The 16,637-nt window shown below is 47.1% G+C and carries 14 protein-coding genes; 2 read left to right on the top strand and 12 right to left on the bottom strand.

The window, feature by feature from the left end:
- Positions 1-250 precede the first annotated feature (250 nt).
- Positions 251-1,972 (top strand): chromosome condensation regulator RCC1, encoded by a 1,722-nt coding sequence (locus tag AADH33_RS09430; protein ID WP_348548747.1) that lies wholly within the window; start codon positions 251-253, stop codon positions 1,970-1,972.
- Positions 1,973-1,995: 23 nt separating this feature from the next.
- The gene (locus AADH33_RS09435; protein WP_348548748.1) at positions 1,996-3,444 is read left to right on the top strand and encodes a di-heme oxidoredictase family protein; all 1,449 of its coding nucleotides are present in this window, start codon (positions 1,996-1,998) and stop codon (positions 3,442-3,444) included.
- Positions 3,445-3,655: 211 nt separating this feature from the next.
- Here AADH33_RS09435 and AADH33_RS09440 read toward each other — a convergent pair whose 3' ends face one another.
- The 12 genes from AADH33_RS09440 to AADH33_RS09495 form a co-directional block, all read right to left on the bottom strand.
- On the bottom strand, positions 3,656-4,225 hold the full coding sequence (locus AADH33_RS09440; RefSeq protein WP_241900640.1) for a phosphate-starvation-inducible protein PsiE: 570 nt from the start codon (positions 4,223-4,225) through the stop codon (positions 3,656-3,658).
- Positions 4,222-5,112: a bifunctional methylenetetrahydrofolate dehydrogenase/methenyltetrahydrofolate cyclohydrolase FolD gene (gene folD, locus AADH33_RS09445; protein ID WP_348548749.1), complete on the bottom strand. Its 891-nt coding sequence runs from the start codon at positions 5,110-5,112 to the stop codon at positions 4,222-4,224. The genes AADH33_RS09440 and folD overlap by 4 nt, the downstream gene beginning before the upstream one ends.
- Positions 5,113-5,319: 207 nt before the next feature.
- Positions 5,320-6,561 carry a DegT/DnrJ/EryC1/StrS family aminotransferase gene (locus AADH33_RS09450; RefSeq protein ID WP_348548750.1) on the bottom strand — a complete coding sequence of 414 codons (1,242 nt, stop codon included), beginning with the start codon at positions 6,559-6,561 and terminating at the stop codon, positions 5,320-5,322.
- A gap of 10 nt (positions 6,562-6,571) precedes the next feature.
- Complete coding sequence (locus AADH33_RS09455) at positions 6,572-7,183, bottom strand: sugar transferase (protein WP_348548751.1); 612 nt, start codon at positions 7,181-7,183, stop codon at positions 6,572-6,574.
- Between the two features lie 17 nt (positions 7,184-7,200).
- Complete coding sequence (locus AADH33_RS09460; RefSeq protein WP_348548752.1) at positions 7,201-8,346, bottom strand: glycosyltransferase; 1,146 nt, start codon at positions 8,344-8,346, stop codon at positions 7,201-7,203.
- A gap of 85 nt (positions 8,347-8,431) precedes the next feature.
- Positions 8,432-9,313, bottom strand: coding sequence for a glycosyltransferase family 2 protein (locus tag AADH33_RS09465; protein ID WP_348548753.1), 882 nt, complete (start codon positions 9,311-9,313; stop codon positions 8,432-8,434).
- A complete protein-coding gene (locus tag AADH33_RS09470; RefSeq protein ID WP_348548754.1) occupies positions 9,310-10,353 on the bottom strand; it encodes an EpsG family protein in 1,044 nt (347 codons plus the stop codon). The genes AADH33_RS09465 and AADH33_RS09470 overlap by 4 nt, the downstream gene beginning before the upstream one ends.
- A gap of 119 nt (positions 10,354-10,472) precedes the next feature.
- Complete coding sequence (locus tag AADH33_RS09475; RefSeq protein WP_348548755.1) at positions 10,473-11,576, bottom strand: glycosyltransferase; 1,104 nt, start codon at positions 11,574-11,576, stop codon at positions 10,473-10,475.
- Between the two features lie 114 nt (positions 11,577-11,690).
- The gene (locus AADH33_RS09480) at positions 11,691-12,437 is read right to left on the bottom strand and encodes a glycosyltransferase family 32 protein (protein ID WP_348548756.1); all 747 of its coding nucleotides are present in this window, start codon (positions 12,435-12,437) and stop codon (positions 11,691-11,693) included.
- Between the two features lie 29 nt (positions 12,438-12,466).
- Positions 12,467-13,438, bottom strand: a complete 972-nt coding sequence (locus AADH33_RS09485; RefSeq protein ID WP_348548757.1) for a polysaccharide pyruvyl transferase family protein — start codon at positions 13,436-13,438, stop codon at positions 12,467-12,469.
- Entirely contained in the window at positions 13,435-14,772 is a 1,338-nt protein-coding gene (locus AADH33_RS09490; protein ID WP_348548758.1) for a hypothetical protein, read from the bottom strand. Before AADH33_RS09490 ends, AADH33_RS09485 begins: the two co-directional genes overlap by 4 nt.
- A 23-nt stretch (positions 14,773-14,795) precedes the next feature.
- The gene (locus AADH33_RS09495; RefSeq protein WP_348548759.1) at positions 14,796-16,595 is read right to left on the bottom strand and encodes an ABC transporter ATP-binding protein; all 1,800 of its coding nucleotides are present in this window, start codon (positions 16,593-16,595) and stop codon (positions 14,796-14,798) included.
- Positions 16,596-16,637: the final 42 nt, after the last annotated feature.

Below are 16,637 nucleotides of genomic sequence, written 5' to 3' on the forward strand. Positions count from 1 at the left end.
CTAGGCTTTGGTATTTGGCTCACGCCTACCATGCAGATGAAAAACAGCATCGCTCAAGGTGCTGTTTTTTATTAATGATTGATAATGATTATTATTTGTAATATTATTCTTAGATATTATTGCCACACTCTTACCGTTATTATTATTTCGCTACATTGTCAGCCAGCACGACAAATACTACGCGCGTAGCATTTGTATGGGGCTGTATTGTCATTTTATATCTATTATTTTGTACCTATTGAGGTTATTTATGCGTTTATCCCGTCTTACCCCGATCGCCGCTTGTACTGCTGCTATCTTGACTTTGACAGCATGCGGCGATGACTCTGATCACACCACGATCATAGATGGGACGCCGCCACTTATCACTACCGACAGTAACTTTAGCAATGGCTATAGCGCCGTCGCAGCCGTTTTTGTCTCAGGGCAAGTTCAAGACAGCAGCGGCGTCAAATCGCTCACCTACTCTCATAATGGACAACCAGCCCGAGCGCTAACGCTAGATGCCGAAGGTTACTTTGAGGATCGTATTTTATTGAGCCTCGGTAGCAACCGCATTGTCCTAGAGGCCACGGATAATGCCGGCAACATCATGCGCAAGGTCAAAACCCTTTATCTAGGCGATACCATCGCGGCCGGTGGCTCGCATACCGCCGCCCTACGTGACGGTCAGCTATATGGCTGGGGCCGCAATAACTATGGTCAAACAGGGCTGGGGCTGACCACAAAACTCACTGACGTGATGGGCCACCCAGTCACGCCAATGCTAATGCGCAGCGCACCCAAAGATGTGATGTCCATCAGCTTTAATCAAAACCATTCGCTTGCCATCGCACAAAATGGTCAGGTATATAGCTGGGGCGAAGACAAATACGGACAGCTCGGCCGCGGTGATGGTGGTCGTCATGACTGCAGCAAAACGGCAGACTGCCGTTTAGATATCAGCGCCATCGACGGTATCGAAGACGCCGTCATGGTCGCTGCAGGCTATAAGCACAATTTAGTATTGACCAAAGACGGTAGCGTTTGGGCTTTTGGGGCCAATGGCCAAGGTCAACTTGGAGATAATACCAGCCGCGATAGCAGTACCCCTGTCGAGGTAGATTTTTCGGCCATGGCAGAAGCTGGCCATATCGTTCAGGTGGTCGCTAGCGCCAATAGCTCTTATGCGTTAGATGATAAAGGTCAAGTCTGGGGTTGGGGCAGCGATGCCTATGCCAACCTTGGCAAGGGAGCCGCCTGTACGCTGGCTAATGACTGCACCAACATAAACGCTACGCCCGTACGTATCAACGTACTAGGCAATAGTGCGATAGATAAGACTGCGCCACTAAGCATAGAAGCCCCGCTAAGCGCAGAAAAAGTCACACAACTGGCCGCTGGTAGAGATCACATCTTGGCTTTGACCAATAAAGAGGCCGTCTACGGCTGGGGGTTAAATGCCGCAAGCCAACTGGGCTATAACGGTGAAACCTATCAAGGCAGCCAAAATGCATGGGCAGATATCATCACTACCCCAACCAAACTGCCTTGGTTCACTGACAAAGACGTGCGCCGTGTCTATGCCAATGGCAATGCCAGCTACGCGCTGATTGACAACGTCGCGACCAATAGCACAGCCACCAACGCTGCAAGTGACAACGCTGCAACGAACAATGGTGTCCTATACGCATGGGGCATGTTTGGCGAAACAAACGGTGCTGGCAAGACCATTTACCATGATTTAGATGAGCCAACCAACAAACTGCCTAGCCTAAAAGATATCGACAATATGGCCATGGGCGCTATGCACCTGATCGCTCATCAAAAACCGCAAATCCAAGACGATGATGCCGTAAATGAGGATGCTGCAAAAGCCGAGCAGTTATTCACATGGGGCTGGAGCTTTGAAGGCTCGCTGGGCAATGCCAACACCGCTCATGTGTGGATGTACAACACCCCGATACCAGTGACACTACCAAGCCAACTATAGTCAATATACTTTTAGGTCATACCATGTTTTTATTATCAACACCGGCAGGCAGCACTCGCCCCCTGTCTTTATCCTCTTCGGTCATAAAAAGCACGGCGCTTGGCGTGACGATAGCGCTGCTTAGCGCCTGTGGCGGCTCGGATGACGCAAGCAGCACTCAACCAAACCTTCCAAGTCCGCCGACCACGCCTGATCGTCCCACTGTCGATAGCGACTGGCAGCCAGCAGGTGGCAACGCGACGATCGCCGCCAGTGTCGCACAGCCTTTTTTGCAGATTATGCCAAACCTGCCAAGCAGCGCACTGGGCGGCGTATCGCCTGGGCGTGAGCTGTTTATCACAGAGTGGACACCTGCTGGCGAGGGCCGCGCGCTGTTCGACGGTGTGGGGCCACTGTTTAATGCCAATGCCTGTACCCAGTGCCACAGTGCAGACGGCCGCAAGCCTGTCTATGCCGCCAACGGTCAGCTCACCGATGCGATTTTATTTCGCTTAGGGGATAAGCAAGGCGCGGCGCACGCTTACTACGGTGAGCAAATGCAGCACCAAAGCATCGACCCCAGTATCGCCACTGAAGGTCGTATGCACTATACCGCCACAGCCAGTCAAAACGGCAAACCTGCTGGTGTGACCTTTGATTTCACTCCCACCGACCCCAATCAGCCGTTAGGACAAACTGCCATCAGCGGGCGCATCTCGCCGCAACTGGTCGGTATGGGCTTGCTGGATCTTATCCCTGAAGCAGATATCATCGCAGCGGCCGACCCTAACGATAGCGACAATGACGGTATCAGCGGCCGCGTCCATTGGGTCGATGACGATCAGCAGCAGCGCGTTGGACGCTTTGGCTGGAAAGCCATCAACGTCAGCCTACGCACCCAAAACGCCAATGCCATGTCACAAGATATGGGCTTGACGACCTCAGTGTTTATGGCACCTAACTGCACGGTCAATCAGCCGATTTGCTGGACGGCACCCAGCGGCGGCACTCCTGAAGTCTCAGACAGCAGTCTGGATGCGGTGACTGACTTTATGACAGCGCTTGCCGTACCTGAGCGGCGAATAAATGACTTGCCGACTTTTAATGCAGGTGCCAAACTGTTTGCCCAAGTGGGCTGTGCCAGCTGTCATACACCCAAACAAAAAACTGGCGACAGTGCGCGCTTCCCGCTTCTATCACAGCAAACCATCTACCCTTATACCGACTTGCTGCTACATGATATGGGCGCGGGGCTAGATGATGGCGTAAAAGAAAAGAACGCAGAGAGCTATGAGTGGCGCACGCCGCCATTATGGGGTATCGGCATCGTGGCCCGCGATCCTCAAGCTCGGTTTTTACATGATGGGCGTGCCAGCAGCTTGAGAGATGCGATACTGTGGCATGGCGGTGAAGCACAAGGCGCAAAAACACGCTTTAGCCAACTCTCTACCACCGAGCAGCAGACGTTAATGACCTTTTTAAATGGTATTTAGTCTGCCATAGAGGTTAGACTGTAGGTTATAAAAACCGATATCATGCGACCAACGTATCGATTTTTTTCAAAATATATAACACGCAAAAAAAAGAGGGCCACTGCCATAGTCGCCCTCTTTTTTATAAAAGTATCAATAGTCTGTCATCAATACACAATCATCAACACTACACCCAATCTGTAGATTAAACACGCCATCAACGACAAATCACTTAATCATCGCGGCGCTTAATACTATAGCTTGGCAAATGATGCTCAGGGCTAATGCTTTGATGATCGTCCAGATAGTCCTCAGGGCGACCAAACATTTTGGCCGTCCAAGTCAAGATGACGATCGAAGCGCTAAGCACCATAATGGCAAACGAAATCGTCGCCAATAGCCACAGATGAAAGTTGTCAGAGACGGCCTGTACGTCCACCACTAGATGTCGTGACAAGGCAGTAATGGCGATAAATATCAAAAACTGCACAGGCAGGCGATGGGTCTTAAAGTAAATACCAATCATCGCTAGCAGCTCAAGATAAATAAACAACAGTAAGATATCTTTTAGATCTGCTGAGCCCTTTTGAAAAATCACCAAAAACTCTTTACCCGCGGTCCAAACCACCACCACACTGATCAAAAACAAGATAATGTAGTGGCAAATATCGACGAACTCACGGCCGATATACTGCAAGCGCTCATGTATGCCCATCATTGACCCCAGCGAATGTGTATCGTCTGTTTTATGAGTGTGCGATTCGGTTGAGTGTTTTGTATCTTGCTCGCTTAGCGGCTTCATTCGCTAATATCACCACCGCTCAGGCCTGCTGATTTTTCAGCGGCTTCTACCGTCTGGCGAATGAGCGTATTAATCGTCATCGGGCCTACGCCGCCTGGCACAGGTGTATAAGCACTAGCAATGCTCTCAACGCCTGTCAGCTCGATATCGCCAACGCCGCCATTGTCGGTGGGATGAAAACCTGCATCGACCACCACAGCCCCTTGTTTGATCCACTCAGCTTTGATCAGCTCAGGCACACCCACTGCGCCGACCACGATATCAGCACGCTTGATATGAGCGGCCAAATCTTGTGTTTTTGAGTGACACATCGTCACTGTGCAGTTGGCATTTAATAACATCATCGCCATCGGCTTACCCAAGATAGCACTGCGGCCAACGACCACGGCTTCTTTACCTGATAACTCGATATCATGATGTGCCAATAAGTGCATGATGCCCTGCGGTGTGCAAGAGCCATACGCAGACTGCTGCATCGCCATACGACCAAAGCCAAGACACGTCACGCCATCGACGTCTTTTGCCAAGTCAATTTGCTCAAAGCATGCGCGCTCATCGATATGCGCAGGGACGGGATGCTGTAGCAAGATACCATGGACATCAGGGTCGTTATTGAGCTCATCAATCTTTGCCATCAGCTCTTTGGTAGTCGTAGCACTTGGCATCTCGACCCGAATAGAGTCCATGCCGACACGCTTACAGGCATTGCCCTTCATACGTACATAGGTCGCAGAGGCAGGGTCATCACCGACCAATATCGTCGCTAGACTTGGGGTGCGTCCCGTCTTAGCTTTGATAGCGTCTACACGCGTACTCAGTTGCTGTTCGATTTGTTTGGCAAGGGCTTTACCATCTAATAAGGTGGCAGACGCTTGGGCAGTAGACATAAGAACTCCAATATAGGGTACGATAAAAAAGTAAAGACAGCGCCCGCAACTACTTGCATGCCTGTCTTATGCTTGGTCAATATAGGATGAATACCGATATTGTACCTGCCTGCGGCAAAAAATCCTAGCGCGATATAAAACTTGCCTACCGACATTGGTAACCGACAAGTGTCTCGGCGACTCCCTCTCGCGCATGCTCAGCTCTAGTCAACCCTTGTTTATCTCACCACAATCCATATCGCCACAGACGCTAGCGCTCACGGCACCAAACACCTGATCGATCGCCTGTACAGTTTGCTTGATGTCGTCTTCTGTCAACGTTGGATGCACAAGAAACATCAGGCTGGTCTCGCCGAGCTGCTTGGCAACTGGCAGTCTCGTCTTAGGACGCAAGCCGGTATTATCAAAGGCTTTTTCACGGTACACTTCCGAGGCAGACCCTGAAAAGCAAGGCACGCCCAGCGCATTTATCTCTGCAATAATCCGATTGCGCGACCAGCCGTCAGGTAGATTGTCTGACTGCACATAGACATAGAGCTTATAATAGGCATGGACCGAATCTGCAAACTGCGCTGATGCTTCTAGTCTTGGCACCGACAGATAGCCTGTTGCTTCCCAGTGAGTACAAGCATCTAGTATCGCATGCGCATTAGCCGTACGTTTGGCTGTCCAGTCACTCATACGCTGTAGCTGAATACGCCCAATCACTGCCTGCATCTCGGTCATACGCCAATTGGTACCAAAGCTCTCATGTAACCAGCGATAGCCATGCGCATGCTCGGTCTCATACACAGCCGCGTAGCTTTTACCATGGTCTTTATATGCCCACATCTTGCGCCACAAGCTCTCGTCATTGGTGGTGACCATACCGCCCTCACCGCCTGTGGTCATGATCTTATCTTGGCAAAAGCTCCACGCACCCACATGGCCGATACTACCGACGCTGCGACCTTTATAGCGCGCACCATGCGCCTGCGCGCAGTCCTCTATCACATATAGATTATGCTGATCTGCCAATGCCATGATGCCATCCATATCACAAGGCCAGCCGGCCAAGTGCACACAGACGACGCCTTTGGTCTTATGCGTCAACACTGCCGCGATAGAGTCTGGTGTGATATTGCCAGTCGCCTCATCGACATCAGCAAATACAGGCGTCGCGCCAGCATTGACTACCGATGAAATACTAGCGATAAAGGTACGCGGGGTAACGACCACTTCATCGCCTGCGCCGATATCTAAGGCTTGTAACGCCACATCCAATGCTAACGTACCATTACCCATCGCAACGGCATACTTACTATCCGCCCACTCAGCAAACTCCATCTCAAACTGACGACACTCTTGTCCTGTCCAGTAGTTTACCTTGTTAGATAACAGCACTTGACTGACGGCATCGGCCTCGATTTTGGTAAAGCTGGGCCACGGTGAAAACGGAGTGTTTAGCATAAGTTCCTCATCAAAGCGTCCTTGTATCGACGCCATTGCCAGTGAATTTACTCATGGTCGCTTCACCATCAGCACTGATACCATCTTTACGTATGACTTTTTTGATAGTCTTTAATAATATCTTTGTATCCAGCCATAACGACTGATGATCGACATACCAAATATCGAGGGCAAATTTTTCGTCCCAGCCAATGGCATTGCGGCCATTGACCTGCGCGTGACCTGTAATACCTGGGCGCACGTCGTGCCGGCGTGCTTGCTCAGCATTGTATAGCGGTAGATACTCCATCAGTAGCGGCCGCGGGCCGACCAGACTCATATCACCTTTGATAACATTCCACAGCTCAGGCAGCTCATCGAGGCTGCTATTGCGTAACGCCTTGCCAAACGGCGTCAAACGCTCATCATCTTCTAGTGGCTTGCCGTGCAAATCAGCACCATCCTTCATCGACCGAAACTTTATCATCTCAAACGGCTTGCCATGTAGGCCTGGGCGCGTCTGACGGAACAATACTGGCGCTCCCAAGTGTCGCCTGACCTGATAAGCGGTAATGGCATATACCGGAGAGAGCACAATCAGCGCGGTGGTGGCGATGGTGATATCAAACAGTCGTTTCATCATATATTGGCCTGCCTCTGCTAGTCTCTATGATCCACATTGGATAAGTAAAAGTCTAGATAGTCGTCCCATAGCTGCTGGCGCTCAAAATGTGCCATCGCCCAGTCTCTTGCCTGCGGATAGCGGGTTTTGAAATGTGCGTCATCGGCAGCATAAGCAATGGCCTCGGCGACAGCGGATATGTCTTTGAGCGCAAACTTTCGACCGCTGACCCCATCGTTTACGCTATCTTTGACACCAACGACATCATAAGCAAACGTTGGAATAGCGCAGCTGGCCGCCTCGATAGCGACATTTCCAAAGCCCTCACGGTGGCTCAAAAACAAGTGTAAATCAGCGCATTGAAACACCTCATGCACATCCATACTGGTGGGCAGATACACGCCTTTATTGTCTTTGACAATAGTCTCAACGACGCTTTCTCCGAGCGTATCCTCAAGGTCGCCTGCAAAGATAAAATGGATGTTTTTTTCTTTTAGTTTCTGAGCGATGGCACCGATATCCGCAAAGCCTTTATCTGTACATACACGCCCGACCACACAGATGACAAAGGCATCTATAGGCAGCTGATATTTTTGTCTCAATGCCTTTTTGTGTTCTAGTGAGACAGGTGTCAGGCACTTGACATCTATGCCGCTAAACGAGCCTTGATCGATGACCCACGCTTTGCTTTTGTTGACGAGGCCTTCTTTTAGGCACACGCTGCGTAAAGACTTTGAGACAAACAGTACCTCGTGTGATAGCGCAAAGCTCAAGACATCAAAACCTTGAAACACGCGTTTTTTTATTCCTAAAAAATTCTCATAAGGACGGCCGACACTAAACGCAATCCTTCTTTTTTGTAGGGTCATCGCGCTTGCTATGCTACCTAAAAGCATCGCTTTTGGGGTGATATAAATAACCACATCAAAACGGTGGGTTAGCATATAAGCACTCAATCGAGCAAGCGCCTTACCATCTTTTAACACACTGGGCTGACGCTGAAAATCCAAATCAACCACCTGACCTATATTACGTGCGCGCAATGTAGCAAGCTGCTCTGGACTGCCGCCGCAGATCAGCGTGATATCGATATCTGCCTGATCTCTGAGGTACTCCAGCTGGTCACGGTACAGCAGATTAAATGACACCGCATCGGTCATCACAAAGCATATTTTTGACGTCATTTGTACACCTCAGCATTTGGTTGTTATGGGCATGATGATTGGATAAAACATCCGCTATTAAACCGCCATCGACATCTATCAAACTTCATATACCGCAGATACTATCGACCACAGCTTGATGCTGCGCCCTGAGCGCAGCAGACATTGTGAGCTTGTTTCTTTTATTGGCTATTTTTTGTAGCAGCCCCGCTGTATCCAGCAGCTTGACGGTGCTCACTTTGGCAGCCAGCTTGATTGAGCCAGCCAGCTTCGTGGCGCTTAAACGGCGAGGGTTTTTATAGTCACAATATGTCTGAAAGCTGTCTTTGTATGATCTAATGATTTTTGCTAATGACAAGTTCCCCTCTTCTCTATAGTAATAAAGCAAATCCGGCAATACCGCCAATTTTAGGTCTTGACTGGCGATGGCACGGCACCACAAATCATAATCTTCAGATCTGGGGTATGCCTCATTGTAGGCATGACGCTGGTACCAGCTTTTTTTTGCGAGTATGGAGGCATGCACGATGGGGTACGCGGCTTCTATTTTTTCAAACCCTGTATATAGGTGCTCCACATGACGGCAACCATATACCTGATTGTGATTATCGATAGAGACCACGCCAGTAGACACCAAATCATAATCTGGATTTTTTTCTAAAAAACGCAATTGAGTCGCCAACCTGTCAGGATGCACCAAATCATCAGCATCCATCCGCGCCACGTAGTCATATTGAGCAACAGCGATCAGTTGATTTAGGCGGGCAGGCAGCTTTTTGTTTACCCCGTCGTAGAGGACTTTTATTCTGTCATCTGACACAGCAAAGCGCTGAGCAATGGCTAGCGAGCCATCCGTTGAGCCGTCATCTAGCAGTATCAGCTCCCACCGTTCATGTGTCTGTGCCAATATGGATTTGATGGCGTCTGCCAAATATGCCTCAGCATTGTAGATGGGGATGCCGATAGAGACGTACGTTTGGTTTTTCATAACAAAACCTTAAATGTCGGATTAAGAAGATACGGGCTCAAATCACTAAATCGCGAAGTCGTCAATATAAAGTACAGCAAAAACACCACGATGCTCAGCATATAGAGATAAACGTTGTTTATTCGTTTAAAGACCACAGGCACTATCAAAACCAATGCCCACGTAAAATATGCCAATAGCCGCTGTGGCCCTGATGGATTGGTACCCAATATGGCCAAAGGAATGACAAAAACCACGCCTGAAGCATAAAAAGTCAACAGCTTTTGAAAAGCCACATCCTTGATTTTGTATATATAGCGCGCCGTCAGAAGCAAAATCATGAGCGCTACATAAAAACCAATAGTCAAAAACCCACCCGCTTCGGTGGAGGCGCTGGCATAACTCTCATACCTATCATTGGTCGAGGAGATATAAGATACCAACAACCCACTGACCAATAACGACCCTATAAACGTGGCAAAGACCTTGTATGTCGGCTTTATTCTTAAATTCACAATAAAATAAAACGGGATAATAAATAACGCAGTGACATGAAACAATGAAGCGATAGCGCACCACAACAAATAAGGTATCAGCCTTTTTTCTAACAAATAAGGAATGGCCAAAGTAAATATCGCCATCGCCATTCCTTGACGTAACCCATTAAAAGAAAATGTATAAACGCCTAAAGTAATAAATAAAAAAACAGAAAACCAATAATTCACACTATATTTTTTTATTATCTTGAGATAACAATATACAATGACAAAGCTGGTGATTGTCAGCAGCCAAAAATACTGACTGGTAAAATTCAATATCGCATATTCTAATAGCTGATACCCAATCTCAATATCATCATTGAACTGAAAATACTCTGCATTCATCTGATGGGTAAAGTTTCTGGTATAGTTTGTCGTGTCTGTGCCGACCTGATCACTACGAAACCCTGCAAATACAGTCAAAACAAATAATGGCAGCCAAAAAGAGGTACGATTTAGAGCGTGCTTCTCCAGCACTATCCAAAACATGACAAAACCAAGCATGAGCAGGTATGGCAGCATTTATCCCTCTTTAGATAATATAAATCCCTTTATTATCAATTGGTGTGTATATATATTTATACCACGACTATTTTTTATAACCCTAAAACATTGACTATAAATATCTGGTTATAAACCACTTATGAAAAACAAGTCTCATCGATTAGGGTGTTCCATTTTTTCATCACTGCTTTTGCGTCATATTGCCTCACTTCTAAACACCCATTATCGGCAAGCGCTTGCGCCAGATCTGTACGGGTCATCAGTTTTTCTAAAGAGCGTGAAAAATCACTGATATGATGGTTTTCAACTAAAATGCCGGTTTTGTTATTTTTGAGGATATTTCGCGGGCCTGTCGGGCAATCAAAGGCCACGATAGCCATTCTAGATTGCATGGCTTCTAACAGCACCATCGGAAAGCACTCTGACAACGAGCTCATGGCATATATACGGCTGTCCAGCATTTTGCTGATGATATCGGGACTAGACGGATAAATTGCGGTGTTTGCTGCTATATCATGATGCTCGATCAGCGCCTGCAATGACTGTATATATGTATGCTCGCCATCACCATAAATCTCCAGCCGCCAGTCTGGATACTTACTGGCGATAGTCGACCAGCTAGCAAGCAGGCGCTCAAAGCCTTTGATAGCAACGATACGTCCCGCCGTCATGATGACCTTGCGGCGCTTTGTCAGCTCACAAGGAGAATCATCACTCATAACGATGGGGTTGGGTATGACCACTGAACCATTAAGCGAATGTAGATACGCCTCTTCTTTACTCAAAAAAACATGGGTATCATAAAATTTAGTATAGTATTTTTTTAACCCATCTATCGCATTTGTTTTTTGAGAAAAACTAGAGTGATACTCTTTAATACAATGAGTGCCAGCCGCGATTAACGGCAAAAAATAATAATCGTAATTGTAGTTTGTCATCACAATCACATCGGGGTTTATATTTTTTATAGCCGCTCTTAATTTAAAAAAATATCGATAGGCCAGCTTTAGGTTCAATGGTGACAGCAAAGAAATCGATTTATCAAACCCACCGGCTAAGTCATGCCGCACCAGACGCAAATCGTAGAAAAAATATGGGCTGCGCCCCTCGTTTTCACTGGTAATCAGATGTACTTCATAGCCGTCCTTTATCCAATGATTGATACGATGTGACAGCACCCTTTCGATGCCGCCGCTTTTATATATTTGATCCGCTATAATACAAATCTTTATCGCATTCATTGGTATCACACCTTGTCATTTGTCATTTGTCATTTGTCATTTGTCATTTGTCATTTGTCATTTGTCATTTGTCATTTGTCATTTGTCATTTGTCATTTGTCATTTGTCATTTGTCTAAACATTCTTGGAATTAAAGCGCGTGCTCAGTATTTTTCTTAATACTCTGACGCCGCGACTGCCTATCAGTTTTTTTATTTTATTTTTTCTGAGGCTGCTCACACTGGCCCACGAGTTACTAAAATGATGAATGGTATAAGTATGGTCGCCGGATTTGTCTTGATGATTGAGATAGTCAAAAGGAGATAAAAAGCGCTGCGGCAAAACCACAATTTCCTCGCCTTGATAATGCAGGACTTGCTCTACGCCATTTTTTGCCAGCCCAATTGCTTCTAATAAGGCGGTCAGCACTTGGACATTGGTGGTGGTATCTAGCTTTCCGTTACTATCGATAAAATGTCTGGCGTGATAGCTGTCTATAAAGTCAGCGATGAAAGTACTGGCTTTGGGCGCAATAATGGTGCTTGTCGCGGCGTAATGGCCTTCTTCAAAACCAAAGGTTAAGACACCCCGCGCTAGCAAGGGATCAAGGTTTTTACAGACCTCAACATCCGTATCTAAATACACCCCACCATGCTGGTAGAGCGCCAACAACCGCGCATAGTCGCTAACAAACGCATACTTTTTTGCAGCATAAGCTTCTTTGACATACTGACAGCAGTCGATATCGAAATTATCTTCATTCCATTCGATTATCTGGTAGGTGGGCAGCATCTCTCTCCAGTTGGCGATATAGTCCAACACTGAGTCTGGCTTGGGAGTTTTGCCAAACCAGCAGTAATGAATCACTCTATCGATATGCATCGTCCTAACTCCTTTTAGGCCCGCGTCCGTTATGCCTCAACAAACGCGTGGCAGGTGGCTTCCATGGCCGTCTTTAGGGCTTTGTATCGCACTGGGTTGGCAAGGGTGGTGTTTGAGCCTATCTTGCCGTTTGCATGGAAATTGTTGCTGATTTTGCCCGTCGAGCGCTCGACATCCACACGATTAAACAAATCTGCCAAACCCGCTAATCGACATGAATCAACAAAACTATCAAAGCCATTGAGATAAATCACCGGCGTACCCAAGGCCAGACAAGGCAACGCACAATGAATACGTGAGGTGATGACCAATTTTGCGCGAGCATATTTGTGCAATAACGTCTCTGCCATGATGAATTTTTGTGCCTCTGAATACGTCTTTGCTGGTAGTTCTTGATGAATGACTTGCGCTTTGTTTAATAGTTCTTTGGTAAATATTTTTTTGAGGTACTGCTGCTTGATGTGCATGTGAAAAACATCACCGCTACGTGTCGATCTGAGCAGGGATTTGACGTCATAAAAAATGCGCTGTTTGTTGGGAAACCCATATAATGGATCGACGATATAGATATCCTCACCGCGCTCAGACTCGCAGGCTTGGTAGCTATCTAAAGTCAGGGTCAGGCATCCTGAAAAGTAAGCCTCGATGCCTTTTTCTTGCAATAGACTCACTGTAAAGTGATCACGGCAGCCGATCGGTTGTTTGCTTTTTAAAAACGCAATGCCTTGAGGGCTGAGCATATTGGGCGCCGCTGAGTTGTTTACATGAAAGGAGATAAGTAAAGGGTTTATGTGTGCGGACGGCACCCAGCTGGTGGTATTGTGCGTAAACCAGCCATTCATAATCAGCTTGGCTTCGCTGTCTGTATAGCGCGCCAGCTTTTCTCGGTTGATAAAACAGTCTACTTGCGGCAAAAACTGCTTGGCTGCCAGACTTTGGATATAGTCGCCAATATTAAACGTTCTTTTGTTTTCGGCATACGTCATCAAACCATATTTCATCTCAATAACTCCCTGATTTTTAAATAGCTTTTAAACGTTTTAGGAAAAGTGGCAATGATGGCTCTTTTGCCTTTATCCACCTTAGAGTCTGTTTGGGTGATGGTGGCGTCAAGCGCTACTTTGAGGCTATCTTTTAGTCGCTCAGCACTATGTCGTTCGGTATTGTGTTGCTCGGCACTATGTCGCTCGGTATTATGATTGTGTCCTGCAAACTGATATAAATTATCAGCGCTCAACAGACTCAGCATAGGTGCCCAGTCATAACGCACCCCTTCATTAGCAAAACCCTTAGCCCATAGCGCCTCGATATGCGTGTACACATTGCCATCCACCGCAAAACCGAAATGATTGGGGTTGCGACCAAACAACGTCAGCGCAAAAATGGTTCGATAACACTTTTCGCACTTATTGCAATTTAGGCCGTTGTTTAATTCAGAATAACAAACGCGAAGGTTGACGTTTTTTTCTAACCGCTCGGCGTTTTGGATGATGGACTCCACTTTATCGAGACGGTGCATGTGGTAGCCATCATGCACCACCTGCGTGCCAGCCCACCGCACATTGTTGTCGATATCAGGCATCGAACCCCAAAACACCTGAAAACCAATGGTATCTGTGGCAGCGATATAAAGTGAGTGATAGCCTTTTTTGTAAGCCAGCGGAGCCACCGCACAGGTCAACGTCAGTCCATGCTGCACCTTACCCCACCAGCCGCCACCATAGACCAGCTCTTTGACTCGATACGTATAAAAATCTCGACAATTCATGGCGATATAGTGCTTGTGGTTTTGCTGCAATATCACCTCATTATTGATATTTTTTTTGGCAGTCGCCCATTGCTTGCTATCGTTCAGCGGGATATCAGCCCCTTGTATCAGTATCAGATCCACGTCATCTTGTTGATGATTAAAGTACGAAGCATATGCATCGACGCCGCCGCTAAACAATAAAGCGTCTTTTTTGCCTTTGTCTCGGTGGTAGGCTGCGGTATTGTCCACTAGCTGATTGACCATAAGGCTAGATGAATGGCTTAGAATCTCTGGAAACTCCTTGATAAAGACGGCCTTGATGTCTAAAGCCGCTTGGTAAAACTGACGGTCAAGGGTATTTATCGTAATATCAAACCCTGCCAACCAGGAGATGGGCAATATATTGGCCAATAATGGAATGATCAAAATGCTCTCTGGCACCTCTGCTACACTACAGTCATATTCAATAAAAAATGGCGTTTTGAAATACTTTTTTATGTCGTCTGAGACCTCGTACTCATAGGAGATACGAGTCCCAACGCCTGTCAGCTCGATACTGTTTACGATAAAATTTGACATCATCATATCCTTATAAAAGTAAGCCAAACTTAGGCATGCCTTGCCATTTCTTTAAATTTTAGATTACGAACCACAAGCTCTTGGTACGTGCCGTAATCAATGATTTTTCCTTGCTCCATAAAATAAATCCGATCACACTGTTCTACTGTCTTTAGACGATGGGCAATCATAATGATGGTTTTTTTGCCACTAAACTCATGAATCGCATCCATGACTATTTTTTCTGTGATACCGTCGAGCGCACTGGTGGCTTCGTCAAACACCAACACTGCCGCTTCGTGATAGAGCGCCCGCGCGATACCAATACGCTGACGCTGGCCGCCTGAGAGCTTGACACCGCGCTCGCCCACTTTGGTATCGATGCCCTCTGGCAACTGCTCGACCAACTCCATAAGATTGGCCAAAATCAGTGCTCTATAGACTTGATCTGTTCTGATATCGGATATGGGAATACCAAACGCCACGTTTTCTGCGATACTGCCTTCACTCAAAAAGATACTTTGTGGCACAAACCCCAATAAATCCTGCCAAGCGCGCTTGTTTTTATCGGTGATACGCGTACCATCCACATACAGACAGCCTTGCTGCGGCGTCAGCAGACCAAGCAATATATCGATTAAGGTGGATTTGCCCGAGCCTGAAGAGCCGACCAAACCTATCACGCTATTGACCGGAATGCGCATATTGACACCATTGACTGCTGCGGTGTCTTTGCCAGCATAACTAAAGCCAATCTCTGTTAGGGTGATGCTTTTTTTTAGCGACATCGGCGGCGGTACAGGACGTTGACTGATGGTTTTTTGTTGATAAAAGGCGCGTTCCAAATCCTCTTTTACTGCCTCAAAAGCGGCGATATTGCCTTTAATTTGCGAGATGCTAGAGTAAATTTGCTGCAGTGCTGGCAGTAGCTTAAAGGCGGCCAGCGCATAAACAGCCAAAATCGGTAACACTTCACCTAAGTTGCCAGCATGCAGCTTGATCAGTAGTAGCACCAACGATATCATCGCGCCAAAGGCGATAAGCTCGATAAAATAGCGTGGCACTTGGCTGATGGCGATATTGGTGCCTTGCGCATGCGCAAAGACCTTGCCACTGTCTTGAAAGCTTTTGATAAAATCATGACTACGATCAAGCAATAAGACATCCTTGATACCACCAAAACCCTCATTCATCAGCCGAAAACGCTCAGTCGAAATCCTCGAGAGCCGTTGCCCATTCGCCATCAGTCTTTCGCGCACCAAGCGGTACAACAGCAAATATGCCAGCGAAAAAATAACCAGCCCAAGTATCGCGATTAGCGGGTCATAGATGACGATACTAATAGAGATAAAGACGGCCAACACAATCTTGGCATTCATCTGCACCAGCGGCTGCATGATACCGATACTGATACGCGCCGCCTCAGTCGATACCTGCTTGGTCAGCTGCGCGCTACTACTGCTAGCATGGAACTGCCAGCTTTGCTGCATATAATAGGTATAGAGCAGATCAGCGATTTCGGTACCGATGCGCGCCCCAAAGATAGACAGCTTCCATATCGTAAACATCGACACCAACGTCGAAAACGTCAACATGACCAGCACCAGCACACCGCTATAAAACAAAAAATCCATAGGGCTATCTAGACCCGACATCTGATACAGCTCAGCAAACACCGCGTTTTTTTCTAGAATGCTTATATCACCGACCAGCGCCATGAACGGCGCTATAGAGGCAATCCCTAACAGCTCTGTGAAAGCCATTATGACCACCAGCACTTGTAAGATATAAAATTGCTTTTTCTGCTTGTCTGTCAGCAGAGAAAACAGCTGTTTAATGACGTTAAACATGATGTACTCAACTACAGGCCATTGTAAAAACGCTCTGGTAAA

The sequence above is a fragment of the Psychrobacter sp. KFRI-CH2-11 genome (genome assembly GCF_038239325.1).
GTDB lineage: Bacteria > Pseudomonadota > Gammaproteobacteria > Pseudomonadales > Moraxellaceae > Psychrobacter > Psychrobacter celer.

What these genes read in the sequence shown, in the direction of transcription:
- AADH33_RS09430 (WP_348548747.1), top strand. Translation starts at nt 251, where the DNA reads ATGCGTTTATCCCGTCTTACCCCGATCGCCGCTTGTACTGCTGCTATC.
- AADH33_RS09435 (WP_348548748.1), top strand. Translation starts at nt 1,996, where the DNA reads ATGTTTTTATTATCAACACCGGCAGGCAGCACTCGCCCCCTGTCTTTA.
- AADH33_RS09440 (WP_241900640.1), bottom strand. Translation starts at nt 4,225, where the DNA reads ATGAAGCCGCTAAGCGAGCAAGATACAAAACACTCAACCGAATCGCAC.
- folD (WP_348548749.1), bottom strand. Translation starts at nt 5,112, where the DNA reads ATGTCTACTGCCCAAGCGTCTGCCACCTTATTAGATGGTAAAGCCCTT.
- AADH33_RS09450 (WP_348548750.1), bottom strand. Translation starts at nt 6,561, where the DNA reads ATGCTAAACACTCCGTTTTCACCGTGGCCCAGCTTTACCAAAATCGAG.
- AADH33_RS09455 (WP_348548751.1), bottom strand. Translation starts at nt 7,183, where the DNA reads ATGATGAAACGACTGTTTGATATCACCATCGCCACCACCGCGCTGATT.
- AADH33_RS09460 (WP_348548752.1), bottom strand. Translation starts at nt 8,346, where the DNA reads ATGACGTCAAAAATATGCTTTGTGATGACCGATGCGGTGTCATTTAAT.
- AADH33_RS09465 (WP_348548753.1), bottom strand. Translation starts at nt 9,313, where the DNA reads ATGAAAAACCAAACGTACGTCTCTATCGGCATCCCCATCTACAATGCT.
- AADH33_RS09470 (WP_348548754.1), bottom strand. Translation starts at nt 10,353, where the DNA reads ATGCTGCCATACCTGCTCATGCTTGGTTTTGTCATGTTTTGGATAGTG.
- AADH33_RS09475 (WP_348548755.1), bottom strand. Translation starts at nt 11,576, where the DNA reads ATGAATGCGATAAAGATTTGTATTATAGCGGATCAAATATATAAAAGC.
- AADH33_RS09480 (WP_348548756.1), bottom strand. Translation starts at nt 12,437, where the DNA reads ATGCATATCGATAGAGTGATTCATTACTGCTGGTTTGGCAAAACTCCC.
- AADH33_RS09485 (WP_348548757.1), bottom strand. Translation starts at nt 13,438, where the DNA reads ATGAAATATGGTTTGATGACGTATGCCGAAAACAAAAGAACGTTTAAT.
- AADH33_RS09490 (WP_348548758.1), bottom strand. Translation starts at nt 14,772, where the DNA reads ATGATGATGTCAAATTTTATCGTAAACAGTATCGAGCTGACAGGCGTT.
- AADH33_RS09495 (WP_348548759.1), bottom strand. Translation starts at nt 16,595, where the DNA reads ATGTTTAACGTCATTAAACAGCTGTTTTCTCTGCTGACAGACAAGCAG.